Below are 25,883 nucleotides of genomic sequence, written 5' to 3' on the forward strand. Positions count from 1 at the left end.
GGGACCGCGAACCCACCGGTCCGGGGTCACGTGCGCGTCCGGCTGGATCTTCCCGCCCAGCTGCCGGCGCGCCACACCGGCGTGCGTCAGGGACCGGTGATGTCACCGATGTTGGCGTCGCGCTGGAAGTTTGCAATCGAAAAAGCGCGAACAAAGCGTTTCCCGATCATGCCGAGCGATCGCCCCAGAGCGAGCGATGCCATCCATGGCGGGCTGGACACGTGCACCGGAATCACCATGCTTGTGCAAGCTGTAGTTCTTTTGCATGAATTTGGTGCAAAAAGTGGCCCTGGCATCCGTCTGCACCGCATGGCGACGCGCTTTGCCCGTGGCATGCCCTATGCTTAAAGGGCACTGTCTCTCACCCATCAACGCTGGATGCCTCCATGACCGCCAACGCCGTACTGAAACTGATCAAGGACGAGAACATCGAGTTTGTCGACTTCCGCTTCGCGGACATACTCGGCAAGCAGCATCACGTCACCTACCCCGCGCACACCGTCGACGAGTCGACCTTCGAGGACGGCAAGATGTTCGACGGCTCGTCGATCTCCGGCTGGAAGGGCATCAACGAGTCCGACATGATTCTGATGCCGGATCCGGACACGGCGCTGATCGATCCGTTCAGCGGTCACAAGCAGCTGATCCTGACCTGCGACGTGCTGGAGCCGTCGACCATGCAGGCCTACGGCCGCGATCCGCGCTCCATCGCGCGCCGCGGCGAGGCCTACCTGAAGTCCACCGGCATCGCCGACTCGGCCTTCTTCGGCCCGGAGCCGGAATTCTTCGTGTTCGATTCGGTGCGCTGGCAGAACGACATGGGCCGCGTGTTCTACGAGATCGAGTCGCAGGAAGCCCACTGGAGCTCACGCTACAAGTACGAGGAAGGCAATGCCGGCCATCGTCCGGGCGTGAAGGGCGGCTACTTCCCGGTCAGCCCGGTCGATTCGCTGGGCGACCTGCGCGCGGACATGTGCAAGGTGCTGGAGGAGCTGGGCCAGGTGGTCGAAGTGCACCATCACGAGGTGTCCAACGCCGGCCAGTGCGAGATCGGCACGCGCTTCAACACGCTGGTGAAGAAGGCCGACGAACTGCTGATGATGAAGTACGTGGTCAAGAACGTCGCCCACGAGAACGGCAAGACCGCCACCTTCATGCCCAAACCGGTGGTCGGCGACAACGGCTCCGGCATGCACGTGCATCAGTCCCTGTCGAAGGGCGGCGAGAACCTGTTCGCGGGCGACCTGTACGGCGGCCTGTCGCAGACCGCGCTGTGGTACATCGGCGGCATCTTCAAGCACGCCAAGGCCATCAACGCCTTCGCCAACGCCACCACCAACAGCTACAAGCGCCTGGTGCCGGGCTTCGAGGCGCCGGTGATGCTGGCCTACTCGGCGCGCAACCGCTCGGCAAGTTGCCGCATCCCGTACGTGTCCAGCCCCAAGGGCCGCCGCATCGAAGTGCGCTTCCCCGACCCGATGCAGTCCGGCTACCTGACCTTCACCGCGCTGATGATGGCCGGCCTGGACGGCATCATGAACAAGATCGACCCGGGCGCGCCCGCCGACAAGGATCTGTACGACCTGCCGCCGGAAGAGGAGAAGAACATCCCGCAGGTCTGCTCCAGCCTGGATCAGGCCCTGGAAGCACTGGACAAGGATCGCGACTTCCTCAAGGCCGGCGACGTGTTCACCGACGACTTCATCGACGGCTACATCGCACTGAAGATGCAGGAAGTGACCAAGTACCGCGCCTCCACGCATCCGCTGGAGTTCTCGATGTACTACTCGTTCTGATCGCCTCGTGGATCGATCATGAAAAAGGGGCGCTTCGGCGCCCCTTTTTCATGAAGCATGACGCACGCCGGATCAGGAACTGTTCGCCTTCTCCGGTGCGGCCAGATGCGCATGCAGAAAGTCCAGCATGTGCGTGTAGAAGTCCTTGATGTCGTCCCGTCGACTCAGGCCATGCCCTTCCCACGAGTATTCGAGGTATTCCACCGGATGCCCCGCATGCCGCATCGCATGCCGCATTTCGCGCGCGTACTTCAACGGTACACGTCCATCCATGGCTCCATGGGCAAGCAGGACGGGCACCTTGATGCGGTCGGCAAGCTCGGCGGGCGAATGCGCCGCCAGCTCGCGCTTGTCCAGCCCGAGTACCGTGTGCAGGTAGTGCATGCCGTAATCGCTGCGATGGATATCTCCCCAGCGATACAGACGGGCGAGATCGTAGACACCCGCGTAGCCGATCGCGCAACGGTAGAGTTTCGGTTGCAGCGCCGCTCCCATCAGTGCCGCGTAACCGCCGTAACTGGCACCGTAGATGCAGATGCGATCGGGATCGGCCAGGCCCTGCTTGATCGCCCAACGCGTCGCGTCGGTGACGTCGTTCTGCATGGCCTTGCCCCATTGGCGATAGCCACGCTCGACGAAATCGAGACCGCTGCCTCCAGAACCGCGAAAATTCACATGCAGCACCGCATAGCCATGCGTCGCCAATAGCTGGGTCTCCGGGTCGAACGTCCAGTCATCGCGAATGAGGTACGGCCCGCCGTGCACGATCACGACCATGGGCGCATGCCCGCTCACGCCACGCGGCAGCGTGACGAAGCCGTGCAACGTGAGGCCGTCGCGCGCTTGCATCGTGAAGGGCCGCGTCGGCAGCAACTGCTTCGAATCCAGGTCCGGACGGGCGTCGAACAGATGATCCAGCTTGTGCGTGGCACGATCGAGCAGATAGAAACGACCCGGGTTGCGGTCACTGACGACACGCACGACGACGATGTTGCCGTTGTCGGAAGCGCTTTCCACGATGACCTTGCCATCGGGGAAGGACTTGTTCAGCGCTTGATGCCATTTGGCATCCACGCCTGTCATGAAGTAACGCGCACGCGGGCGTCCCGGTCCATACCAGGCGCCGATCATGCCGCGCCCGTCGAACGAACGAATCACCGTCAATGGATCGGAATCGGGATCATGTAGCAGCGGTGTGCGCTTGCCGGTGGCGAAATCGTAGCGTTCCAGCACATCGGTACCCGTCACCTGCTCCGTATCCAGCACGGCGCTGCGGTTGTCGCGGGCAATGCCGAGCGGGATCACGTCGACATGGGACACGTCGCTATCGTTGACCAGCTTCCACTTGCCCTTGCCCTGACGCAGGTACAGACGACTGCGCGCGTTCTTGTCCCACCCCAGTGCAAAACGCACGGTCCCGGCGTGATCGATGCTGAACAGATACGTGTGCTTGGGCGCGGTGGCCAGCAATTCGCTTTTTTCGTCGTCATCGAGAAGATTGATGCGACGCACGCAGTTGCCTCCGGGAAAATTCCCGCACGAAGACACCAGGACATGCCGATCGTCGCCATCGATGGTACCGAGAAAATCGTCCGCGAGAATCCTGGGGTGCTTCTTGTGCAAATCGACCAAGTACAACCGCGGCTCGACGATGGAGACGTTGTATCCGGCTAGGCGCCGATTGGCCGACAGCAGCAACCGCTCGTTGCCGAGCCAGGTCAGCTCGCCGACTTCACCGCGCGAACCCGGATCCACCTGTGTGATCGGCTTGCGGGTCGCGCTGTCGATCACAGTCACCCGGGTGCCTTCGTCCACCCGATAGGCAATGGCCAGCTTCGATCCATCCGGCGAAACTTCGACCCGCTCGTATCGGTTCCGCTGAAACAGCTGCGCGACCGTAGGCGGCGCGTGCGCAAGTGCGGCCGCATTCATGGCCAGCACGGCAATGCAAGATGCAATCATTTCCCTGTCCCGCAATCTGGACGGACCTTGGCCTGTTCCAAGCGATCGGAACGGCATGGAGGTGGCGACATCCTACGAATATCACCTGGCTGAGCGCAGCCCCGACCGGTGCGATGTCGCACCGGCCGGGGAATTCGCTCAATGGAACGGCGTCTCGAAGCGGAGCTGGATCGACTGGTCGCGACGGGTCGCGCTGTCGAACTGACTCTGGTACTCGATGCGGAAGCTGGTGCCGCCATCGGTCTGCGTCTCCAGCCCCAGGCCGACCACCGTGTGGTTCTGCGCACGGCTGCCGACATTCACGCGGTACAACGGCCCGGCCAGCAGGTCGGCGTAGCGCATGACCGCGCTGCTGTCGCCCTGGAAGTCATGCCGGTACTCGATGCGCAGCATCGGCACCAGCACGCCGAAGTCACGCTTGAACGCGCGACGCAAACGCACACCCGCCGCACCCGTGGTGGTGTCGATATTCTGGCGTTCGTAATACAGCGAGTACAGGTTGTCGCCGCTCTCGGTGTAGGCATCAAGCGTGGCCGAAGCCATGTCCAGACGACCGTAGGGTGAAACCTGCAGACCGTTGTCGCCGGCGTATTCGTAGGTCAACGTCAGCGCGCCGAAGGACTGCTTGCCGTCACGCTGGCCGTGCACGAGGTTGCCATTGGCCGTGACGTAGCGCCGCGCATCGAAGGACAGCAGCTGATACCCGGCCAACGCATCCAGATACAGCGACTCGGCCGGCTGGTAGCTGGCATAGAACGCCGCGCTGTAGGCATTACCCGTGCTGCGGCTTCCCTTGTGGCCGATGTCGCTGGAATCGTGGCCGAAGCCGATGCCTGCGCCGAGTACGAAACTCGAGGACAGGCGCCGATCCGCACCCAGGCTGATGCCCGACGTGTTGAAGTCGATGCCGTCGACGCTGGTACCCGGTTTCTGCGCACCGAAGTTGACTGCACCGCCGACCCAGAAATGCATGGCGTTCGGATCGGACGCGCCGTGCGTATCGACCGGCGTCTCATCGGCATCGGCCGGCTGCATCAAATAGCGGCGTTGCATCTGCGAGGCCGGCATCAGCTCCATGGCGCCATTCATCGGATTGTTGCGCATCCGGCTGCTGGCGGAGGTGAAGCTCAGGCTGTTGCTGAAGCGCCCTTGGCTTCCGCCTTCGCCGTGCAGGGCTTCGAGGCGACTCTCGAAGTTGTCCAGCTGGCCGCGCGCAAAGCGTCGGGTGCTGTCCGTCTGTGCGTTCAGCAGTCCGCGCACTTCGGCGTCCTTGCTCGGGTCCGGACGCGCGGTCACGTGGATCGTGACCGTGGCGTTCGCCGACGTCGCATACGCGTTCTTCAGCGTATAAACGACCTTCACCGTGCCCGAGTACATGCTGGACGGCGTGAACTGCAACTGATATCCGCCACCGCTGGCCGCCTGAATCTGACCGTTGCCCGCCGTACTCGGCGAGATCGAGACCAGATTCGCGCCGGTGAACGGTCCGCCGGTGGCCTTGTCGGTCAGGTTGACCGTCACCGGCGTGCCAGCCATGGCATTGGCGCTGAGATCAGGCGCCTGCGGCAGTGGGTTGATCTGCACCGCGACCGTCGCCGGCTGCGAGGTGCCATATGCGTTGGTCAGCGTATAGGTGAAGCTGTGCTTGCCGGAAGCCGTGGCCGGCGCGGCATAGGTGATCGTGGTGCCCGAAACGGTCGCCGTCCCCACGTCCGGCAGCGTCGCAATGGCGACACTGGTGTAGGGCCCGCCGCTGGCGCCGGCGGTCGCGTCGATGTTGACCGACTTGCCGCCCAGCACGGTCACCGACTGGTTCTTGGCAGTCGGCACGGCCAGCGCGGTCACCGTCACGGTCACCGTGGCCGCCGCCGAGGTACCGCCCGGTCCGGTGGCCTTGTAGGTGAAGGTGTCGGTGCCGAAGAACGTACCCGTCGGCGTGTACACCACCGACGTTCCATTGACCGTGGCGGTGCCGTGCGAAGGCGTGCTGGCCAGGGCGATGCTGTTGATCGTGCCGCTGTCGTTGCTGGTCACGGGAATAGTGACCGCCTGCTGCGACGGGGTGCTGGCGGTGTCGTCGCTCACGATCGGCGGATTGCTGCCCACGGTGACCGCATAGGCCTGGCTGCCCGAATAGGGCGCGGCACTGCCCGTCGTGGCGTCGGTCGCCGTCACCGTGAAGTTGTAGGGTCCGGCCGCCGCCGGCGTACCGCTGATGAGGCCGCTTGAGGACAGGGCCAAGCCGGTCGGCAGCGAACCCGAGGTCACCTGATAGGTGTAGGGCGCCGTGCCGCCACTCGCGCTCAGCTGCTGGCTGAAGGCCGTGCCCTGCTGCAGGTTCGGCAGCGTGCTCGGCGTCAGCACGATCGTGGGTGCACCCACGGTCAGGTTGTAGGTCACCGATGCGGTAGCTGGCGAACCGGCGCCGGTGCTGCTGTCGGTCGCAGTCACCTGGAACTGGAATGTGCCGGCTGCAGAAGGCGTGCCGCTGAGGACGCCGGCCGCCGACAGACTCATCCCCGACGGCAACGCACCCGAAGTCACCGCGTACGTGTACGGAGCGATGCCGCCGGAAGCAGTGAGCGCTTGATTGTAGGACGTGCCTGCGGTCGCGCTCGGCAACGTGCCCGGCGACAGACTCATCGAAGCCGCATTGATCTGCAGCGCGAACGACTGGTTGACGGTGAACGGCGCATTGGTGCCGGTACTCGAATCGGTACCCCTGACGGCCAGCGTGAAGGAGCCGCTGACCGTGGGCGTGCCCGAGATCGTGATGCTGGTGTTGTTGAAACCGGTGACGCTCAGACCAGCCGGAATGCCGGTGATGCTGTAGCCCTGATACGGCGCCTTGCCGCCGCTGAAGGTGAAAGTCTGCGTGAAGGACTGGCCCACGGTGGCCGTCAGCGACGTGCCGCCGCTCGAACTCGTGATCGCGAGCGTCGGGGCGGAGACGGTGATGCTGGCCGTGGCCGGCGCCGAAGTGCCAGCCGAATTGGTGCCGGTGTAGGTGAACGAATCGGCGCCCGTGTAGCCGGCGGTCGGCGTGTAGGTGATGGTCGTGCCACTGGCCGTTGCGGTGCCGTGGCTGGCAGGAGAAGCGACGGCTACCGACGTGGGCGTGCCGCCGGAGAAACTCGTCGAAACGACATTCGCCGTGCTGCTGTAGGGCACATTGATCGTGACCGGATTGGCCACCGGCACGATCGGCTGGACATCGAGCGTGTACGAACCGGAAACCGTGAACGGCGAGCCCGTCCCCGTCGAGCTGTCGGTCGCGGTCACGGTGAAATTGAACGTGCCGGCCTCCGTCGGCGTACCGCTCAACTGCCCCCCGTTACTCAGCGAAAGACCGTTGGGCAGCGTGCCGCCGGTCACCTGGTAGTTGTAGGGGGTGCTGCCGCCGCTGGCCGTGAACGACTGGCTGTAGCTGCTGTTCTGCGTCGCAGCGGTCAGGGTCGTCCCCGAGACCGGGGAAATCGACAGCGTCGGAGCAGCAACACTGACCGTATATCCCTGTGAGCCGGAGAACGGCGCACCCGTGCCCGTGCTCTGGTCCGTCGCCGTGACCGTGAAGCTAGCCGAACTGGTCGCCGACGTCGGCGTGCCGGAAAGCAGGCCGCTGCTGGACAGACTCAGGCCAGCCGGCACCGTACCCGAGGCCGCGAACGTGTATCCGCTGCCCTGCGTGCCGCCGGATGCGGTGAACTGCTGGCTGTAGGGCACGCCGACTTGCATGTTGGATATCGCACCGGGACCGACCGTGATGGTCGGCGCGTTCACCGTCATGCTGATCGAGGACGTGCTGCCGACAAAGTTGTTCGCATCCTTCGCCTGAACGGTGAAATTGAACGGACCGGCTTCCGTCGGCGTGCCGCTCAGCGTGCCGTTCGACGACAAGTTCATGCCGGCCGGCAGACTGCCCGCCGATACCGAATAGGTGTACGGCGTGGCGCCGCCGCTGGCCGTGAAGGTCGTCGGCGTATAAGCCACGCCCACGGTGGCGTTGGAAACCGTGTTCGGCGTGACCGCGATGGTCGGTGCGTTTACCGTCAAGGCGATCGACGGCGTGGTACCGATGAGATTATTCGCGTCCTTTGCCTGGACCGTGAAATTGGATGTTCCCGCCACCGTTGGCGTGCCGCTCAGCGTGCCGTTCGACGACAAGTTCATGCCGGCCGGCAGGCTGCCCGTCGAGATCGAGTAGGTATACGGCGCGGTACCACCGGTGGCCGTGAAGTTCGTTGAGGGATAGGCCGTGCCAGCAGTACCGGCAGAGACCGTAGTCGGCGTCACGCTGATGGGCGCGGGATTGATGGTGACATTCACCGTGACGATGTAGCCCCCACCGTCATTGAATGTGAACGTGTCCGACGTGGCGCCGTCGCCATTGTTGGCGTAATAGATCTGTACGTTGTAGTTGGGCGGCGCAGCATTGTTGTGCGTAACCGTGCCGTGGGCCGTAGAGACCGGATCGCTCATGATGATGCCGGCAGGTGCACAGTCGTTGTAATCAGCCGTGAGGTCGATGGTGTAGGTCGCCCCCGAGTCCACGGTGATGTTGATCGGGGACTCGGCCGAACAATTGGCAAGCGCCGTTCCCGACCACATCGTTGCAGCGAAAAGCACCAGCAACGCGCTGAACATACGCATACAACCGGACACACGGCTGCGCTTCGTGCGCACACGAAATACATCGGTCATCGACGACAACATGATCCACTCCCTGGCGCCCCGGCGTCGACTCGCCCCGTGCACGGATCCATTCGAGTGATCAGGCACGCCATCTTTCCCCATGAGCAAAACGGTTCCATTCCTAGCGAACCGATCCCCTTATTGCGCGGGCAATTACAACAGTTCTTTTCCACACAAGGAAGTACTTGGCAAAAAAAACAATTTCCGATCACAGCATTACGCTTGGTCAAAATATCGCTTGTCACCGCGATGCAATTGGATGCACACTCAGGAACTCAAATTCAGCCCGGCACCATTGGGGACCCATACGGATGAGGGGGAACGTCGGATGAGCGAAGTATTCCTCGGGCAGATCATGCTCGGCGGTTTCAATTTCGCGCCTGCGCATTTCGCGCTCTGCGATGGACAGATCCTTCCGATCGCGCAGAACCAGGCACTCTTTTCACTTCTCGGTACGCAATACGGCGGCAACGGCACCACGACGTTTGCCCTGCCGGACATGCGCGGGCGCGCGCCGCTCGGCGCCGACCCGAACAACGGCTACGTGCAAGGGCAAGCCAGCGGTGCCGAGAACGTCACGCTGACGAACAGTACCCTGCCGGCACACGTCCATGCCTTCATGGGCAGCACCGCCGACGCCGCGGTTCGATTGCCCACGGATGCGCTCTATGCCAAGACCAGTGGTGAGAGCCTCTACGCCGCGCCGGGTACTCAGGCCACGCTCGCATCGCAGACCGTCACCCCTTCGGGCGGCAGTCAGGCGCATAACAACATGCAGCCCTACCTGGCGACGAATTTCTTCATCGCCCTGAGCGGCATTTTCCCGTCGCGCAGCTGATGCCGGCCGCGGCGTGCCGCGGCCCCAAAGACTTTGGAGCATGACCATGAGCGAACCGTTCGTCGGCGAAATCCGCTTGTTTTCCTTTCCGCGCATTCCCAGAGGCTGGCTTTCCTGTGATGGAACGCTACTGCCCATCTCTCAATACGATGCGCTCTTTTCCCTGCTTGGCACTGTATACGGTGGCGATGGCCGGACCACTTTCGGCTTGCCCGACCTCCGTGGTCGACTGCCGATTGGCTTCGGCAACGGCAATGGCTTGACGCCACGACCGATCGGTCAAAAGGGCGGTAGCGAGACCGTCACGCTTCTCAACACGCAGATCCCGCAACATTCGCACCCTTTCCACGCCACTTCGGCGGCGGCTTCGAGCGATACCCCGTCCCCCAGCGTGCAACTGGGCACACCGAGCAACTCGGACACCATGTACGTCAGCGACATCACGGGACTTTCGCCCTATCCGCTCCAAGCCTCCGCGGTCGGTCCCAGTGGAGGCAACCAGCCGCACGACAATTGCATGCCCACGCTGACGGCTTCGTACTGCATTGCCTATGTCGGCATCTATCCGTCGCGCAGCTGAACCAGACGCAAGCCTGCACATTGTCTTGACGCTTTCGGGGACTTCATCATGACCACACCGTTTATCGGCGAAATCCAGCTGTTCGGCTTCAATTTCGCACCCGTAGGATGGGCGACTTGCGCGGGCAGCCTGCTGCCCATCGCACAGAACACGGCGCTTTTCTCGCTCATCGGCACCGCATACGGCGGCAACGGACAGAGCACCTTTGCATTGCCCAATTTTCAGGGACGCGCACCGACCAACCAGGGGCGCGGACCGGGTTTGAGTACGCGAACGGTCGGCGAGCCGTTCGGCGAACCGCAAGTGAACCTCATCGGCTCGGAAATCCCGGCACATAACCACGAACTCAACCTTTACGTGCAGCGTGATCCGAGCAAACGTTCAACCGACCCCCAAAACGGGTACGCGCTGACTTTCCCGGGTAACGTTCCTGCATTCGTCACCGGAGCGCAGCCGGATACGTCCTTCAATGCGAACAGCATCGGACCGGACGGCGGCAGCCAGGCGCATGAAAACCGCCAGCCCTACCTTGCCGTGAATTTCTGCATCGCCTTGCAGGGCCTCTACCCGTCCTTCAGCTGATGCCGAAGAAGTCGCAGACCCTGCCGGATTTCCCAGCAGGGTCGACGACGCATCTGCAGACGCCCTCGGCGCTGCAGCAGAATGGCTACGTGCTTCGGCACGCCGGCGCTGAGGATATTCCCTTTCTCCGGCACCTGTACGCGCAGACCCGCAGCGCCGAACTGGCCGCAAGCGGGTGGCCACAGGCATTGCGCGAGCGTTTCCTGGCCGATCAGTTCGCGCTGCAGCACACCCATTATGTCCGGCAGTTCGCCGATGCCGAATTCCTGGTGCTACTCGAAGAAACCCGTGCCGTCGGACGACTCTATCTGGATCGCCAGGGCCCCGACTTCCTGATCATCGATATCGCGCTGCTCGACGAGATCCACGGTCGGGGACTCGGCTCCGCTCTCATCATCCACGTACAGCAGACTGCAGCCCGAGCGGGCTGCGGCGTGCGCCTGCATGTGGACCTGCGCAATGAGGCGGCCTACCGGCTCTATCTTCGCCTGGGCTTTCGCGAAACCGGCATCGAAGGCGCCCACCGCGCCATGCGCTGGGACACCGACGTCAGTTGAACACCGCCTGATACAGGAATCCCGCGCGCTCGCGCGCGATCGGCACCAGGAAAATGCCGAATTCGCCGGTCGCCTCGTGATGCATGCGGTAGATACGCTGCGGGAACAGGATCGCTGCCTCGTTGCGGAAAAGCAGTGAGAATGGATCGCGGGCCTGACCGGACTGCGTGGTCGGTGCATTCACCGGTCGCGCTTCGACCAGCACGAACGGCGCGTTGCCCTCTCCCTGATCGAGGCTCACCGTGAACGTCTCGTTCACACGCGATGCGAAATCGCCGAGCTGCATGACCTGCATGTCTTCCTCTCCCTGTTTGATCAATGCAGCATGCCAAGGGCGGCGGCACGGTTCAATGTATTTGTCATCGTGATGCCCGCATCCGTACTTCGCGATGCCACGTTCCGCCCGAGCCACCGCTTCGCGCACAGCCATGCTTGCACGCATGACCTTGCGTTTCCCGATGGCGAATATCCGCGTGTTGCGCGCCTGGCTGACTGCACCGCACACCGTGCGCGCGGACGCGCTGCGCGAATTCCTCTGGTTCGGCCTGAAGGAAGCCGTCAGCTGCAGCTTCGCAGGCGGCTTCTTTCTGGTGCTGGCTGCATCGCGTGCGCTGTCGACTGCGCCTCTACCTCGCTACGACGCCATTCTGCTCGGGGCCATCGCGCTGCAAGCCGCGATGCTGTGGACCGGCCTGGAAACGCGTGACGAACTGAAAGCCATCTGCCTGTTCCACCTGCTCGGCTTCGCGCTGGAGGCGTTCAAGTCCAACCCGGCCATCGGCTCCTGGAACTACCCCGAGTTTGCCTACAGCAAACTGCTCGGCGTACCGCTGTACGCTGGGTTCATGTATGCCGCGGTAGCCAGTTACATGATCCAGGCCTGGCGCCATTTCGATCTGCGCCTGCACGATGCGCCCGATCCGCGACGGAGCGCCGCCGTGGCGATCGCGATCTACGCCAACTTCTTCACCCACCACTTCCTGCCCGATCTGCGCTGGCTGCTGGCCCTGCTGTTGCTCGGACTGTACCGCCGCACGCGGGTGTACTTCACGCCGTGGCGACGACGCCTGTGGATGCCGCTGCCGCTGGCGTTCGTGCTGATCGGCTTTTTCCTGTGGCTCGCCGAGAACGCGGCGACCTTCCTCGGCGCGTGGACCTACCCCGATCAGCACCTGAGCTGGCGCATGGTGCACGCGGGGAAGATCGGTTCCTGGGCACTGCTGGTGGTGATGACCTTTGTGATCGTGGCCGACCTCAAGGGCCTCAAGCAACGCCTGCATCGCGCCGTTCCGCCAGCTGCGCGCATCGGCCGACAAGCACCGTAGGCTAGGTCGCCACGCGCCCGGATGCGACTACGCCGGTCGACGCGGAACGCAACCAGCGTGCACGCAGACCGCGTTCGCAAGGTTGTGAAATCCAGCGCGCCACGACCCAACCCAGGCCTCCGGCCAGCAGCAGAATCGGTGGATACCACAGAAAACCCGTCGCCAAGGGTCGACCCACTGCACGATAAAGATCCACGGCCACGAAGACCACGAACATGTGAGTCAGATAGATCTCGTAACTGAGCCGTCCGCAAGCACGCAGCCAGCCGAAACCCGGAAGCGGCCGCCGTGCAGCCGGCGCTACGGCCGCGCGCGCATGCAGGCCCAGCACCAGCGTCACGGTCGACAGCACCAGCAGCAACATGACGCCGTTGCCCAGATACGGCCACAGCAGATCGCCTCGGAGCAGCAATCCGGTCAGCACCAGCCCGCCGCCGATGACCATCGCCCTTGCTGCCGAAGCGGAAGCCTGCCAGCGCGCGGCCAGCAACGCGCCGAGCACGCCGCTGGCGATCGCCGACATCCCCGGCAGATACGCTTTCTCCATCCAGATCTCGTTGCCCGCAGCCAGACCGCGCGTGTACGGCAGCGACAGCACCAGCAGCACCAACAGCGGCGCCATGAAGCGCACACGCCGCAGCAGCAGACACAGCAACGGGAAACCGAGATAGAACAACTCCTCGATCGACAGCGACCACAGCACATCCCAGTTGCCGGGCAAATAGCCGGTATGCGCCTCGTACACATTCAGATACAGACCGAACGCCGAGGCGACCGCACCACCCAGCGATTGCGTCGAGCGGTGGATCACGTAGTCGTGTACGCCAAGCTCGTGCAACAGTCCGAGCACCGCGATCAGCATCACCAGCAACGGCACGATGCGCGCGAAACGCCGCACGTAAAAGTCGCGCAGATGCACTGCTCCGAGCGTCCCCCATCGTTGCAGCGCGTTGCGCGTGATGAGGAAGCCAGACACCACGAAGAACACATACACCGCCGGCAGACCGTTGTAGATCAGCGCCTTCAGAAACCATGCTGGCAGCACCCCGGCAAGACCCGTGTGATGAAGCGGGATGCGCAGGCCGATGTGATTCATCACCACCAGCAGGATCGACACACCGCGCAGCAGGTCGATGCCGGCGTTGCGATGAGACGGGAAAGCGGCGTTGGGCATCATCGGTGGCGTGCTCGGGTGGAGCAGAGAGTATGTTGCACACGCGCCGCGAACCAAACCAGCGACGAACATGCCGACTTCGAGTCGCAGCATCGTCCCAGATCGAAGCGTCGACGCACAACGCATCGCAACCTTCGCGGCATAACCGTCCGAGCCAACACGCGCCGGGACGGCAAGGAAGGACCCGATAGCCGGCTACAACAATAATTTAAATGGTTGTTTTATATTATTTTTCTTGTGGCACAAACATCGTAAGTATGGCCTGTTTGCAGGCAGGCAGGCCGCCGCCCAAGAATTCGGCATGGATTACCTGCGCGCCCAGCTGTGTGGTTTCCTTAGGAAGTGGACACGCATCTTCCGCCATGTTGCGGAACACCTTTATGTGCTTAAACAAGCATCGCCGAACTTAGGTACGGTTGGTTCGTCGCCAAAACTCAGATTCGAAAGTTGTGGTTCACCGGCCTATGATTCCGTTGTTGGAGCGGTATCGAAGGGAAGGGGGCTATGGAGATTTCAATCGAGGGCATCGTCAGCACCAAGCTTGGGCTGGCGTCGCACCAGAACGCGGTGCCGCTGCTGCGGCAACTGACCATCCAGCACGAGGGTGAGGAAGGGCTGGACGATCTGGTCCTGGAGCTGGAGCCGAGCCTTCCGTTCGCTTCTGCGAAGACGTGGCGGATCGATCGATTGGCGCCCGGGTCCTCACTGGCCATCCCTGACCGGGATGTTGAGCTCAAGGAAGGGTATTTGTCCGACCTGACCGAGAGCATGCAGGCGGCCGTATATCTGCGCTTGCGGTCCGGCACGGACGTGGTGGCAGAGAGGCGATTCCCGGTTGAGCTACTGGCACGCAGTCAGTGGGGTGGCGCGGGCAGCATGCCGGAGCTCCTCGCAGCGTTCTGCATGCCGAATGACCCCGCGGTCGACAAGGTGCTCAAGAGCACGTCCGGTGTCCTGCGTCGAGCCGGTCGCCCTGATGGCATTGACGGCTACAACGCAGGCTCGCGACAACGGGTCTGGGAGCTCGCTTCGGCGGTTTGGTCTGCAGTCTGCGGCTACCAGATCAGCTATGTGCTTCCTCCGGCGAGCTTTGAGCAGGAGGGGCAGAAGATCCGATCGCCTTCACAGGTGCTCGATGGCAGCGTTGGTACATGCCTCGATACGGCCTTGCTCTTCGCCGCTGCACTCGAACAGGCGGGGCTGAACCCGGTCCTGCTGATGACCAAGGGGCACGCATTCACCGGGGTATGGCTACAGCCTCAGGAGTTTGCGCAAGTCCTCAATGAGGACGCTTCCTCGGTGCGCAAGCGCATCGAATTGCAGGAACTGCTCGTCTTCGAGACCACGCTAGCCACCCAGTCCCCCGCCCCGGGGTTCAGCCACGCGGTGGATACGGCCAAGCGCCAGCTGACCGATGAAGATTTCGTGATGGCGGTGGATCTGCGTCGGGCCCGTATGCAGAAGCTAAGGCCGCTTACGGTGACCGCCCAGGCCTCAGAGGCGCCACCCGAGCAAAGTGCCCCAAAGGCGAGTGAAGCGCTTGAATCGGCGCCTGAGCTGCCGGGTTTTGATGTCGAGGTTGAAGAAACTCCGGCGACGCCGGCCGACAAATTGGAGCTGTGGCAACGCAAGCTCCTGGACCTGACCACGCGAAACCGCCTGCTCCATTTGCCTGACCGCGCCAAGGCGATTCGGCTGGTTTGTCCCGATCCCGCGGGTCTTGAGGACGTACTCGCCGCCAACAAGAGTGTGCGCATCGTTCCGATGCCGGATCTTGAAGTAGGCGGTCGGGACAGCGAAATCTACGAGAAGCGCAATCGCGAAAGTCTGGAAGAAGAAGCGTCCCGTCAGGCCATGGCGCGCAACGAAGTGCTCTCCCGCATGGAGAAGGGCAAGCTCGACGCCGCACTCATCGATCTCTACCGCAAAGCTCGGTCCGATGTTGAAGAGGGTGGTTCGAACACGTTGTTCCTTGCTGTTGGCTTCCTGCGATGGAAGAAGGCAGAGGACGATCCCAAGAGCTACTTCGCGCCCTTGATCCTGTTGCCGGTGAAGTTGGAGCGGCGCAGCGTGCTCTCCGGGGTGAAGATGTCCATGCTGGACGACGAGCCAAGGTTCAATCTGACGCTGCTGGAACTCCTGCGCCATGACTTCCAGCTCAGCATTCCTGGTCTGGACGGTGATCTTCCCACCGACGAGAGCGGCATCGACGTCGAGGGAATCTGGAATCGGGTTCGGCGCGCCGTGCGCGACATGCCTGGTTTCGAGGTCACCGCCGATGTCGTCTTGGGCACCTTCTCATTCGCCAAGTACCTGATGTGGCGCGATCTGATCGATCGATCAGATCAGTTGCAGCAGAACGATGTGGTCCGGCATCTGCTCCACCACAAGCTTGGTGGATCCTCGCTGGAGCCTGTGGGCGAGTTCCCGGAGCCCAAGAAGCTCGATGCTGCGGTCGAGCCCGGTGAGCTCTTCACACCACTGCCGGCCGATTCCTCGCAACTGGCTGCTGTCGTCGCGTCGGCTCAAGGTCACAGCTTCGTGCTGGACGGACCACCTGGCACCGGCAAGTCGCAGACGATCGCCAACATGATCGCGCACAACCTGGCTCTGGGCCGGCGCGTGCTGTTCGTGGCCGAGAAGATGGCGGCGCTGGATGTCGTGAAACGTCGCCTGGAGGACAAGGGCATCGGCCAGTTCTGTCTGGAGTTGCATTCGAGCAAGTCCTCCAAGATGCATGTGCTGCGGCAGTTGGATCGGGCGTGGACCTCTCGCGACACGCTGACGGAGGCCGAGTGGAATTCGCAGGCCGAGAAGGTTCGCTCGCTCAGAGATCGCCTCAACGAAGTGGTTGAGGTGCTGCACAGGCGTTGGCCCAACGGCTGGTCGGTGCATGAGGCCATCGGCCGCGTTGTGAAAGATGCGACGTCAGGGACTCCGCGGCTGACATGGCCTGGGGGAACCGAGCACGATGCCGCACAGATGGCGCAACTTCGCGACGTTGCCCGGCGCCTGGACCTGAACCGAGGTGCCGCAGAGGGTGTTGGAGCGCGCATGGCGCTCGTGACACGAACTGAATGGTCCAACGCCTGGCAGGAATCCATCGTCGCAGTCGCCCGGCACGTACTTGCAGCGCTTAAGGCGTGCGATGAGGCATGTGTCCGCGTCGTGCAGAACACCGGGCTGTCGGTGGGAGGCTCGACGCCTGTGGCTTCCAAGCTGCTTGAGTTTGTGAGGCTTTTGCCGGATGCCTATGGAGTGGACCTCCGGTTCGCATTCTCCCCCGCACTCAAGACGATTCGCGACGCAGCCCAGCAAGCGGGATCACTGCTCAAAGAATACGAGGAGTTGGAGAGGGGGCTCTCCCAAAGCTATGCATCCGAGGCCGTCCGTCGCATCGACGTCGAAAGGCTGCAGAGCGACTGGGCGGACGCCTCCGGCAAATTCTGGTTCCTTGCTTCCCTGGCTAAGAAGAAGTTGGCCAAAGCACTAGCCGTCACTGCTGGAACGTCGACTACGCCGGATGTCGAGACGGATCTTCCGAAGCTGGCCGCGATGAAGGCGCTAGTCGCCAAGATCGATGCACTGGACTATGACCTGAAAAACGTTCCTGGCTGGTCGGCGTTGAGTACTGATGCGACGCGCCTGGCCTTCGCGATTCGGCTCGCGGAGGGCCTTCGTTCACACCTGGTGCCACTGGCGGGTTCGCCTGAGCAGCTTGTGAAGCTGCGCCATGAGGTGCAACAGCTGGTGGTCGACGGCAACGACTTGCTGGCGCCAGATGGTCCGATAGCGGAAGCGATCGGTCAGCTGGCCCACCGCTACAAGTCGCTGTTCGATGTAACCGAGCAGTTCGGCAAGGCGGCCGGTAGCGACATCGACCTCAACAAGCAGGTACCCGAACTCTTCGCGAGTGCCGAGGCGGTGGTCGAGAACGAAAAGGCGTTGAATGCCTGGTGCAGTTGGCGGCGCGTGAGGCAGGAGGCTCTTGCCTGTGGTCTGCAGCCCCTTGTCGAGGCGATCGAGGGCAACGTGTTGTCGGATGGATCGGTCTCCGATGTCTTCGAAGTCGCCTACGCCCGCTGGTTCGCTTCCCAGGCGATCGACGCAGAGCCTTTGCTTTGTCACTTCGTACCGGCCGAACATCAGAGTGATATTGAGGCCTACACAGCGGCGGTCGATGAACTGGCTAACCTCACGTCGGCCTATATCCGCGCAAAGCTGTCGGGCAACATTCCCGACAAGAACGGCGTGACGAAGCGCAGTGGTTTCGGCATCCTCAAACACGAGCTGCAGAAGCAGCGCCGTCACAAGCCGGTCCGCCAGCTCGCTCAGGAAATGGGTCAGGACTTCACGATGCTCGCCCCCTGCATGTTGATGAGCCCGCTATCGATTGCGCAGTATCTTCCTGCCGATCATGAGCTCTTCGATCTGGTGATCTTCGATGAGGCCTCGCAGATCGCTCCTTGGGACGCGGTGGGCTCCATCGCCCGAGGCAAGCAGGTGGTGGTCGCCGGTGATCCGCGGCAGATGCCACCCACTAGCTTCTTCAATCGCGGCACCAGTGCCGGTGAGGACGACACCGACGAGGATCTGGAGAGCATCCTCGATGAGTGCATCGGTGCTGGCGTGCCGCAGCACAGTCTGACCTGGCATTATCGCAGCCGTCACGAGAGTCTGATCACCTTCTCCAATTACCGCTACTACGGCGGTAGTCTGATCACGTTCCCGGCCGCCGACACCCGACCGAGCACGGTCTCATGGCGTCAGGTCGATGGTGTCTACGCCCGCGGCAAGGGCGGGCGGCACAATCAAATCGAGGCCAAGGCGATTGTCGAGGAGGTCGTCAATCGGCTGACGGATCCCCGTTTCATTGCGTCCCAGCAGTCCATCGGCATCATCACGCTCAACGCGGAGCAGCAGCAGCTCGTCGATGATCTGCTCGACCGGGCACGGCGCGAACACCCTGCTATCGAGCCATTCTTCAGCGACGGCCTGCCGGAGCCTGTCGTGGTCAAGAATCTGGAGACCATGCAGGGTGATGAGCGCGACCTGATCATTCTCGGCATCGGGTTTGGCCCTACGGAGCCGGGCGCCAACGTGATGTCGATGAATTTCGGCCCGCTCAACCGCGACGGCGGCTGGCGACGGCTGAACGTGGCCGTCACCCGTGCTCGTCGCGAAATGATGGTCTTCACCTCGTTTGATCCGTCGATGATCGACCTCAACCGTACCTCGGCGCGGGCGGTACAGGATCTGCGCCATTTCATCGAGTTCGCTGATCGGGGTCCCAAGGCCATCACTGCCGCTGTGCACGGTTCTATCGGCGACTATGACTCTCCCTTCGAGAAGTTCGTGGCTGACGCCCTACGGGCCAAGGGCTGGGAGACTCATCCGCAGATCGGCGTATCGCGCTTCCGTATCGACCTCGGCGTCGTTCATCCCGACCGCCCGGGGGACTATCTCGTTGGTGTCGAATGCGATGGCGCGACGTACCACAGTGCCGCCACCGCTCGTGACCGGGACAAGGTTCGAAGCGAGATACTTCGCGGGCTTGGCTGGCGGCTGGTTCGGGTGTGGTCAACCGAATGGTGGGTCAATCGCGAGGGCGCATTGGCTCGGCTGCATGAGGCGATCAGTGCCGAACTCGACAATCAACGTGCCATGGCAGCGGAGCTGGAACGGGCGCAGGAAGATGAGGCTGCAGCAGCAGCCAGGGCAGCCGAAGCGGAAGGTGATGCGATCGTTGAGCGGGATGCAGAGGAAGTCCCGGTCGGCGAAGACGAGGTCATCACCGAAGCTGATAGCGCGAGTCTTCAAGAACCTGCGGAGCCAGAGCCCGCACGGTTAGTCGCTCGTGGTCCAGTTCGCGAGGCAGACGCACCAACCAAGCGGGTGTATCGGAAGGCAGATCTCGCGGACATAACGGCGACGCTAGAGCCAGACAAGTTCCACGACACAGCCTACGACGCGACGCTGCTGCAGTGCATTCACCAGGTGTTGGAACAGGAAGCCCCGATTCTGGACAAAGCGCTCGTCGACCGCATCGCACGAGCGCATGGTTTCAAGCGCTCGGGGCGTCTCATTCGGGAGCGCGTCTTGGAGCTCGCGGAGCGTCGGTACCACTTCCGGCCAGATCTTGAACCAGAGCACGGAGACTTCGTTTGGCTTGCAGCAGACGATGCCGAGCGCTGGAACACCTACCGGGTCCCAGAGCAGGACGAAGACGTGCGATTCGTTGAAGAGTTGGCGCCAGAGGAGATTGCCGCAGCAGCGATGGCAGTGAAAGGAGAAGAGCGGGAGATTGAGGTCGCGAGGATCTTTGGAATCCGCAGACTCTCCGCAGCCGCGAAGACCAGGTTGAACGAGATTTTCGATCAAGGCACCAATGGACCCTAAGCAAGGCGCTTAGTGCAAAAAAGGATGTGTCGCGTTAAACGACTCGATCAGATCCGCAGCCAGCATAGGGGTCTCAATCTATCAAGCTGCAGGCGGTTCAAACCACGTCTGGAAAGATTTGCGTGTGCCCTGATGGCGCCGATAGATTGTCCTTGCATGTTCTAGGAATGCATGATTGCTCGACACTGCCGCAAAGAGCTCCATTCTCACCCTGTAAGACATTTTGTTCCTAGACTTCCGCGCATGCGCGCCCACAGCTGAGTGACAAAACCTATGGACAGCATTGTTTCAGCAGTACCTGGCGCATCCAAAATCCTTGGAACGGCCTTGCATCATCTGGATATCGACAACAACACTTGCGATCCTGTTCGAATCCCAGAAGACTCGGACCTAGAGGTGTATCTCGACATCCTCCTCGCAGAGATTGCCGGAAAACCGCAATCGCGGGCTTATACCTTGGTCAGCGACTCGACCGAATGCGCAGTCTCCCTCGCAAAATTCCATGATGCAGAGACATTGGTTAAAGATGCGGCTCAGGCGCTGGCTTCAAGACTGCTTCGTATCGAAATCGCGACTGATGAACGATATGGACATCTGGCGGCCCCCGGAACCACGCATGTTAAGCGGGGAAGCTTTCTCCAATTTCTCTATAAAAGTGCCGGAGTGCTTGGCTATCTTGCAGTGAAAGTGGAGCATCAATCTATCCTCGATGAAACCGACTTCAAGCGTCGGGTGGGGTTGGGCGAGTCTCAAAAAATCTACAAGGCTTGCCGAGTTGGCTTCGATGCCCACGGGAAGCCGCAACAGGCATTGGTGTTTGATACGAACGCAAAGCCATCTGTGTACTGGTGGAATGACGTGTGGGAGCTGGCGCCGGTCCGAAGCGATGAATTGAACACCAAAGAAGCTATTAAGCACGTCGTTCATGCGCTACAGAAAATAAAGAAATATGCGCCGGTTGACTATAATATTTTAAGAAATGCTTCCGTGGCGGCCTTCAAACAGACCGGTGCAATAGATTTCGATAAGTTCGTAACGTCGACCTTTTCTTCTTATTCGCCCGTGGCTGACGACTTGGCTAGCGAACTTCCAAACCTCGTGACGCGGCTTCGCGAATTGCCGAAGAAAAAGGGTTTCGATAGCCATTTCACGCTAGCCCCTGCGGCTGTCCCTTACAACAAAGTCAAGGTCCAACTGAATACTGGTATTAGCCTGTCTTACGATGAAGGTCTGGCCCACCTGAGCGACCGCATTTGGTCAACCACAACGAAAGACGGGAAAGAGGTGGTCGTCGTGGATGCTCCCGGGGCCAGCAAACATTTCCCATCCAAGCCTTGGGAATAAGGAAATGTCGTTTCTTCTGTTTCAAGCCGTAAGTGAGTCGGATCCCGTATCGGAACGCTTTGATCGGTTTGAAGTAACTATCGAGCGTGCCCTCACATCCGTTAAAGCGCACGAGTATGCTAATGCCATTTTTTCATCGCTTGCGCAGCTTCCGGTCCGTGATCGGTTTGCCTTGACAGTCGAAGTGTCTGGTGATGGAAAGCTAATTGGAGAGCTAGCCAAACGTGATGAGATAATTGAGCACATCGAGAGCTATCATGAAGATGGCGAGGTTATATCGTTTCGGATTGAAATCCTGAAGGAGGTCGTCGATCAATGTCTCTCTGTCTATTCGCCGACGGCGTTGGGTGCCTATCTTGAGAGCGCGCCTTTTGAGGATGCGCTCACTGCGTTGTCCAGTCGCTTTCAGGATCGCCTGATCTTTGAGTGCTATTCGGAAACCCCGGGAAGAGGCAGTCCAACGTTGTCCTTCGTCAGGGCTGGGGAAGCTAACCCGGATACTTTAAGCCCCTTCGCCTGGCGTCAGCGAGCGTTGGCTCTCCTCCACGATAACGCTTTCCGCACCAGCAATTTTGGCACGTTGGTGCCACAAGATTTCGCTATCAGCCAACCCATAGGTGTGGTCACGATAGACGCTTTTATTAGCCGTGCTAGCGCGGTCGTATCTGCAATGTTTTTGTCGAACTTCTCGGATCTCAGCGGGGATCAGCTGTCATACCGCATCAGTGGATACAAGCTGCTTTCCGGCACCGTGGACAACTTCTCAAGCCTAGCCGACGATGCGGCGACCTTTCAAAGGGTCGCTGATTGGGCCTATGGTGCGGAAGGAAATTCAGACAAAATCGGATTGGCGCGTAACGTGATCACGCTCTGTGTGGATCGCCTTGAGGATGTGCCGAGCCACCCCGAGATTTGGGATGCAATCCAGTCGAACTACCAGATCTACCTCAAGGAAAACATCGCTACTTACCTTGAGGTGAGGAATAAACTTGCTGAGTTACTTGCCGAATCGACGCACAAAACTCAAGCGCTCGTTGAGGGTTTGCTTGATTCGATTCGCAATGGGGTCTTGGTAATTCTGACCTTCCTGTTGACGGTCGTGGTTATCAATGGCCTCAAAGACACTGGTCTAAAGGTGATTTTTTCAGTCGAATACTTGGCGGTCGCCCTCACGCTACTAGTGCTTAGCTCCTTGGCGATATGGGCATCTTGTCGGGACGCGCGTAGTCGTTTTGAACAAAGCGCGAAAGCGACTGCGGATCTCCTGAGGAGAATGTATGCTCATGTCATGATTGCGAGAGAGTTGGAAGTGCAGGTCGCGCCAACTGTCGATGAAAATCGTTCCTATATTGGGCGTCAGGCAAATAAGTATCTCGGTTTTTGGCTTTGTTTCGCGTTGCTTGTGGCGATTGCGTTCGGCGTTGGGCATGTGGTGTTCGGCGCAACAACCGCTCCACCAGCGAGCGCAAGGGCGCATGTGAACAATGAAAAGCGGACAGGCGTACGCCAAGGTGGGGTGGTGCCACATGCATCGGTCGACGCGCGCCAACAGGCTTTAGCATCTGGTGCTGCTTCGGTAGAGCACCGCTCAAGCGCAGCGGGGCACTTTGCGTCCGGCAGTGGGAGACCCAAGGTGCTGCATCCAGGAGCTGGGCCTTCGCAGCGACACCCGCTCGGGAATCGCGCTGATAGAGCTCCCGTGCCATCCAGTGCCACAAAACGGCTACGGGGTGCAGAGGGCATCGGCCTGAAATCTGTACAGCGCGGTGGGGGGGGGGGTGAGTAGCGCCTTAGAGCGTCGCTGACGGCGAAGGCGGCGTTCTCGATGTCGGCTTAGCACGTGCGGCGCTGTAGCTACCAAGTCAACCAGTTGTCGAGGCGTTTTCCGACAGAAATCAATTGTAGCTGGAGTAGCGCGGTGCCGAGCCGCTGCAGGGCATCCCACGCCAGTAGGTCCAGTGTTGAACGTGCACAGAGGAGAAGGGTAGCGCTCAGCGGCCGTTGTCCTTGTTGGCACGAAACACCAATGTTTGTACGAGGAAGAATCACCATTGTCTGTACATAGCGCACAGACATTGGTGTTTTGCCCACACGACGAACGTGTTCCAGCGCATTGCAGGACACCCGATATCGCACTAGATTGGTGCAATGCCCGCACCGTTTTCAACCGATGCTCTCGCAGCCCTGGCCACCGGCATCGCCTTGCTGGACCGCAATCTGCGCGTGCTCTGGCTGAACGATGCACTAGCCGAGACGCTGGAAGTCGGCGTGCGCAGCCTGCGTGGACAGGACTTCTCCGCGCTGGTGGCCGAACCGGGTTTCGCCGGGCAGGTGGCCCGCGTGCTGGCCGAGCAGCCCCAGGTGCGCCTGCGCGCGGTCACCCTGCACACGCTGCACGGCGGCAGCTTGCGCGCGGATCTGGATCTGCAGGTGCGCGCGCCGGACACGCTGCTGCTGGAAGTCCACGCGCTCAGCGACAACGCCGGCACCGACACGCCGCTGTCGGCCACGCTGCGCGGCTTCGCGCACGAGGTGAAGAACCCGCTCGCTGGTCTGCGCGGCGCGGCGCAACTGCTGCAGCGACGCGTCGCCGATGCCGGACTGGCTGATCTCGCTGGCATGGTCATCGCCGAGGCCGACCGCCTGGCCACGCTGGCCGACCGCCTGCTGCGACACGGCGGCCGGCCGCAGCTCGGTCCGGTCGACATACACGCGGTGCTGGGCCGCGTCGAGGCGGTGCTGGACGGCCAGACCCAGGCCCCGCGCATCGTCCACGACTACGACCCCAGCCTGCCCGCCGGTACCGGTGACGCCGACCGCCTGCAGCAGTTGCTGCTGAACCTGGCGCGCAACGCGGTCGAGGCTGGCGCACAAACGCTCACCTTCCGCACCCGCATCGAACACGGCCTGCGCCTCGGTGACCGCATACTGCGTACGGCGCTGCGCGTGGACGTCATCGACGATGGCGGCGGCGTACCCGAAACGCTACGCGACACGCTGTTCCAGCCACTGGTCTCCGGCCGTGCCGACGGCACCGGCCTCGGCCTGGCGCTGGCGCGCGAAACTGCGCACGAACACGGCGGAGAACTGCGCTGCAGCAGCCGACCCGGCAACACCGTTTTTTCCCTGTACCTGCCGCTGGGCGACGCACATGCCTGACGCAACCCGACCTCGATAGAGTGGCGACTGCCCATGAACCGTGAAATCTGGATCGCCGACGACGACCGCAACGTGCGTTTCGTGCTGGCTGCCGCCCTGCGCGACGCCGGCCACGAAGTGCGTGAGTTCGGCAGCGCCGAGGCGGTGCGCGCCGCCTTGCCCGCCGGCGCGCCGGCGCTACTGCTGACCGACGTGCGCATGCCCGGTGAGGACGGCCTGACCCTGCTGCGCGAACTGCGCGCGCAGAGCGAGACACCAGTCATCGTGATGAGTGCGTTCACCGACATCGCCACCACCGCCGCCGCCTACCGCGCCGGCGCCCTCGACTACCTGGCCAAGCCGTTCGATCTGGATCAGGCCGTGGAAGCGGTCGCGCGCGCGCTAACCGAAGCACCGACCGAAGATCCCGTCGTCCCCGACGCACCGGCCGACGCCCTGCTCGGCGAAAGCGCCGCCATGCGCGAGGTGTTCCGCCTGATCGGACGCGTCGCTGCCAGCGATCTCAACGTGCTGATCACCGGTGAGACCGGCACCGGCAAGGAACTGGCCGCGCGCGCACTGCACGCCGAAAGCACGCGCCGAGAGCGGCCGTTCGTGGCCCTGAACACCGCCGCTATTCCCGCCGAACTGCTGGAGAGTGAACTGTTCGGCCACGAGGCCGGCGCCTTCACCGGCGCGACTCGTCGCCATGCCGGCCGTTTCGAACAGGCCGAGGGCGGCACGCTGTTTCTGGACGAGATCGGCGACATGCCGGCATCGCTGCAGACACGCCTGCTGCGCGTGCTGGCCGAGGGCGAGTTCTACCGCGTCGGCGGCCGCGAACTGCTGCGCTGCGACGTGCGCATTGTTGCCGCCACGCATCAGGACCTGGACGCACTGATCGGCGAGGGCCGTTTCCGCGCCGATCTCAAGCATCGCCTGGATGTGGTGCGCATCGCCCTGCCGGCGCTGCGCCAGCGCCGCGATGACATCCCGCTGCTGGCGCGGCATTTCCTCACTGCCGCCGCACGCGAACTGAAAGTCGCGCCGAAACGCTTCGCCGCCTCGGCCCTGCGCGCGCTGGCTCGACAGGATTTTCCCGGCAACGTGCGTGAACTGGAGAACCTTTGCCGCCGACTGGCAGTGATCGCGCCCGGCGCAGAGATCCGCCCCGCCGACCTCGGCCGCGGCCGCGACGAACCCGCGCCGCCACCCGGCGAAATCTGGAGCGAGGGCCTGCGTGCCTGGGCCGAGCAGGCGCTGGCCGACGGCGAAGCGGACATCCACGCCCGCGCCCGCGACACGCTGGACCGCACACTTCTGGAAACCGCGCTGGCCGCGCACGAAGGCCATCGCGGCCACGCCGCCGAAGCGCTGGGCGTGGGCCGCAACACGCTGACGCGCAAACTGGGCGCTTCGCGCACACGCAAGCCGCATGACGGATAATCCTTCGTGATCGCGTGCTGCGCCTGAACCTGGGCGATCACGCCTCTGCA

The 25,883-nt window shown here is 62.1% G+C and carries 16 protein-coding genes; 12 read left to right on the forward strand and 4 right to left on the reverse strand.

What is annotated here, in order from left to right:
• The first annotated feature begins 30 nt into the window (after nucleotides 1-30).
• Both BTJ49_RS15535 and glnA read left to right on the forward strand, forming a co-directional pair.
• Nucleotides 31-348, forward strand: a complete 318-nt coding sequence (locus BTJ49_RS15535; RefSeq protein WP_146742326.1) for a hypothetical protein — start codon at nucleotides 31-33, stop codon at nucleotides 346-348.
• A 38-nt stretch (nucleotides 349-386) separates the two neighbouring features.
• Nucleotides 387-1,796, forward strand: coding sequence for a type I glutamate--ammonia ligase (gene glnA / locus BTJ49_RS10975; protein WP_113065453.1), 1,410 nt, complete (start codon nucleotides 387-389; stop codon nucleotides 1,794-1,796).
• Between the two features lie 72 nt (nucleotides 1,797-1,868).
• Here glnA and BTJ49_RS10980 read toward each other — a convergent pair whose 3' ends face one another.
• On the reverse strand, nucleotides 1,869-3,758 hold the full coding sequence (locus BTJ49_RS10980) for an alpha/beta fold hydrolase (protein WP_168184720.1): 1,890 nt from the start codon (nucleotides 3,756-3,758) through the stop codon (nucleotides 1,869-1,871).
• A gap of 138 nt (nucleotides 3,759-3,896) precedes the next feature.
• Nucleotides 3,897-8,471 carry a putative Ig domain-containing protein gene (locus BTJ49_RS10985; RefSeq protein WP_168184721.1) on the reverse strand — a complete coding sequence of 1,525 codons (4,575 nt, stop codon included), beginning with the start codon at nucleotides 8,469-8,471 and terminating at the stop codon, nucleotides 3,897-3,899.
• 307 nt (nucleotides 8,472-8,778) lie between these two features.
• Between BTJ49_RS10985 and BTJ49_RS10990 the strand changes: the two genes are divergently transcribed.
• The 4 genes from BTJ49_RS10990 to BTJ49_RS11005 are packed head-to-tail and all read left to right on the forward strand — an operon-like array spanning nucleotide 8,779 to nucleotide 11,007.
• A complete protein-coding gene (locus BTJ49_RS10990) occupies nucleotides 8,779-9,288 on the forward strand; it encodes a tail fiber protein (protein ID WP_113065456.1) in 510 nt (169 codons plus the stop codon).
• Between the two features lie 46 nt (nucleotides 9,289-9,334).
• Complete coding sequence (locus tag BTJ49_RS10995) at nucleotides 9,335-9,868, forward strand: tail fiber protein (RefSeq protein ID WP_113065614.1); 534 nt, start codon at nucleotides 9,335-9,337, stop codon at nucleotides 9,866-9,868.
• A 48-nt stretch (nucleotides 9,869-9,916) separates the two neighbouring features.
• Entirely contained in the window at nucleotides 9,917-10,450 is a 534-nt protein-coding gene (locus tag BTJ49_RS11000) for a tail fiber protein (RefSeq protein ID WP_113065457.1), read from the forward strand.
• A complete protein-coding gene (locus tag BTJ49_RS11005) occupies nucleotides 10,450-11,007 on the forward strand; it encodes a GNAT family N-acetyltransferase (RefSeq protein WP_113065458.1) in 558 nt (185 codons plus the stop codon). Before BTJ49_RS11000 ends, BTJ49_RS11005 begins: the two co-directional genes overlap by 1 nt.
• Here the strand turns inward: BTJ49_RS11005 and BTJ49_RS11010 are convergent.
• The gene (locus tag BTJ49_RS11010) at nucleotides 11,000-11,302 is read right to left on the reverse strand and encodes a hypothetical protein (protein WP_113065459.1); all 303 of its coding nucleotides are present in this window, start codon (nucleotides 11,300-11,302) and stop codon (nucleotides 11,000-11,002) included. The two genes, BTJ49_RS11005 and BTJ49_RS11010, sit on opposite strands and share 8 nt — an antisense overlap.
• Nucleotides 11,303-11,447: 145 nt before the next feature.
• Here BTJ49_RS11010 and BTJ49_RS11015 point away from each other — a divergent pair, with 145 nt between their 5' ends.
• Entirely contained in the window at nucleotides 11,448-12,332 is an 885-nt protein-coding gene (locus BTJ49_RS11015) for a DUF817 domain-containing protein (RefSeq protein WP_168184722.1), read from the forward strand.
• A 1-nt stretch (nucleotide 12,333) separates the two neighbouring features.
• Here BTJ49_RS11015 and BTJ49_RS11020 read toward each other — a convergent pair whose 3' ends face one another.
• Entirely contained in the window at nucleotides 12,334-13,509 is a 1,176-nt protein-coding gene (locus tag BTJ49_RS11020; RefSeq protein WP_113065615.1) for an acyltransferase, read from the reverse strand.
• A gap of 501 nt (nucleotides 13,510-14,010) precedes the next feature.
• Here BTJ49_RS11020 and BTJ49_RS11025 point away from each other — a divergent pair.
• The 5 genes from BTJ49_RS11025 (at nucleotide 14,011) to ntrC (ending at nucleotide 25,833) form a co-directional block, all read left to right on the forward strand.
• Nucleotides 14,011-19,905 (forward strand): DUF3320 domain-containing protein, encoded by a 5,895-nt coding sequence (locus BTJ49_RS11025; protein ID WP_113065461.1) that lies wholly within the window; start codon nucleotides 14,011-14,013, stop codon nucleotides 19,903-19,905.
• 273 nt (nucleotides 19,906-20,178) lie between these two features.
• A complete protein-coding gene (locus tag BTJ49_RS15540) occupies nucleotides 20,179-21,249 on the forward strand; it encodes a hypothetical protein (protein ID WP_146742327.1) in 1,071 nt (356 codons plus the stop codon).
• Nucleotides 21,250-21,253: 4 nt separating this feature from the next.
• The gene (locus BTJ49_RS11035; RefSeq protein WP_113065463.1) at nucleotides 21,254-23,035 is read left to right on the forward strand and encodes a hypothetical protein; all 1,782 of its coding nucleotides are present in this window, start codon (nucleotides 21,254-21,256) and stop codon (nucleotides 23,033-23,035) included.
• Nucleotides 23,036-23,397: 362 nt separating this feature from the next.
• The gene (locus tag BTJ49_RS11040) at nucleotides 23,398-24,408 is read left to right on the forward strand and encodes an ATP-binding protein (protein ID WP_113065464.1); all 1,011 of its coding nucleotides are present in this window, start codon (nucleotides 23,398-23,400) and stop codon (nucleotides 24,406-24,408) included.
• A 33-nt stretch (nucleotides 24,409-24,441) separates the two neighbouring features.
• On the forward strand, nucleotides 24,442-25,833 hold the full coding sequence (ntrC, locus tag BTJ49_RS11045; RefSeq protein ID WP_113065465.1) for a nitrogen regulation protein NR(I): 1,392 nt from the start codon (nucleotides 24,442-24,444) through the stop codon (nucleotides 25,831-25,833).
• Nucleotides 25,834-25,883 lie beyond the last annotated feature (50 nt).

It is taken from the genome of Oleiagrimonas sp. MCCC 1A03011 (assembly GCF_003267965.1).
In the GTDB taxonomy this organism is placed as follows: domain Bacteria; phylum Pseudomonadota; class Gammaproteobacteria; order Xanthomonadales; family Rhodanobacteraceae; genus Oleiagrimonas; species Oleiagrimonas citrea.

Coding starts and splice junctions, on each gene's coding strand:
- BTJ49_RS10980 (WP_168184720.1), bottom strand. CDS start 3,758: ATGATTGCATCTTGCATTGCCGTGCTGGCCATGAATGCGGCCGCACTT.
- ntrC (WP_113065465.1), top strand. CDS start 24,442: ATGAACCGTGAAATCTGGATCGCCGACGACGACCGCAACGTGCGTTTC.
- BTJ49_RS10990 (WP_113065456.1), top strand. CDS start 8,779: ATGAGCGAAGTATTCCTCGGGCAGATCATGCTCGGCGGTTTCAATTTC.
- BTJ49_RS11005 (WP_113065458.1), top strand. CDS start 10,450: ATGCCGAAGAAGTCGCAGACCCTGCCGGATTTCCCAGCAGGGTCGACG.
- BTJ49_RS15540 (WP_146742327.1), top strand. CDS start 20,179: ATGGACAGCATTGTTTCAGCAGTACCTGGCGCATCCAAAATCCTTGGA.
- BTJ49_RS11035 (WP_113065463.1), top strand. CDS start 21,254: ATGTCGTTTCTTCTGTTTCAAGCCGTAAGTGAGTCGGATCCCGTATCG.
- BTJ49_RS11040 (WP_113065464.1), top strand. CDS start 23,398: ATGCCCGCACCGTTTTCAACCGATGCTCTCGCAGCCCTGGCCACCGGC.
- glnA (WP_113065453.1), top strand. CDS start 387: ATGACCGCCAACGCCGTACTGAAACTGATCAAGGACGAGAACATCGAG.
- BTJ49_RS11000 (WP_113065457.1), top strand. CDS start 9,917: ATGACCACACCGTTTATCGGCGAAATCCAGCTGTTCGGCTTCAATTTC.
- BTJ49_RS11025 (WP_113065461.1), top strand. CDS start 14,011: ATGGAGATTTCAATCGAGGGCATCGTCAGCACCAAGCTTGGGCTGGCG.
- BTJ49_RS11015 (WP_168184722.1), top strand. CDS start 11,448: ATGACCTTGCGTTTCCCGATGGCGAATATCCGCGTGTTGCGCGCCTGG.
- BTJ49_RS10995 (WP_113065614.1), top strand. CDS start 9,335: ATGAGCGAACCGTTCGTCGGCGAAATCCGCTTGTTTTCCTTTCCGCGC.
- BTJ49_RS10985 (WP_168184721.1), bottom strand. CDS start 8,471: ATGTTGTCGTCGATGACCGATGTATTTCGTGTGCGCACGAAGCGCAGC.
- BTJ49_RS11010 (WP_113065459.1), bottom strand. CDS start 11,302: ATGCAGGTCATGCAGCTCGGCGATTTCGCATCGCGTGTGAACGAGACG.
- BTJ49_RS11020 (WP_113065615.1), bottom strand. CDS start 13,509: ATGATGCCCAACGCCGCTTTCCCGTCTCATCGCAACGCCGGCATCGAC.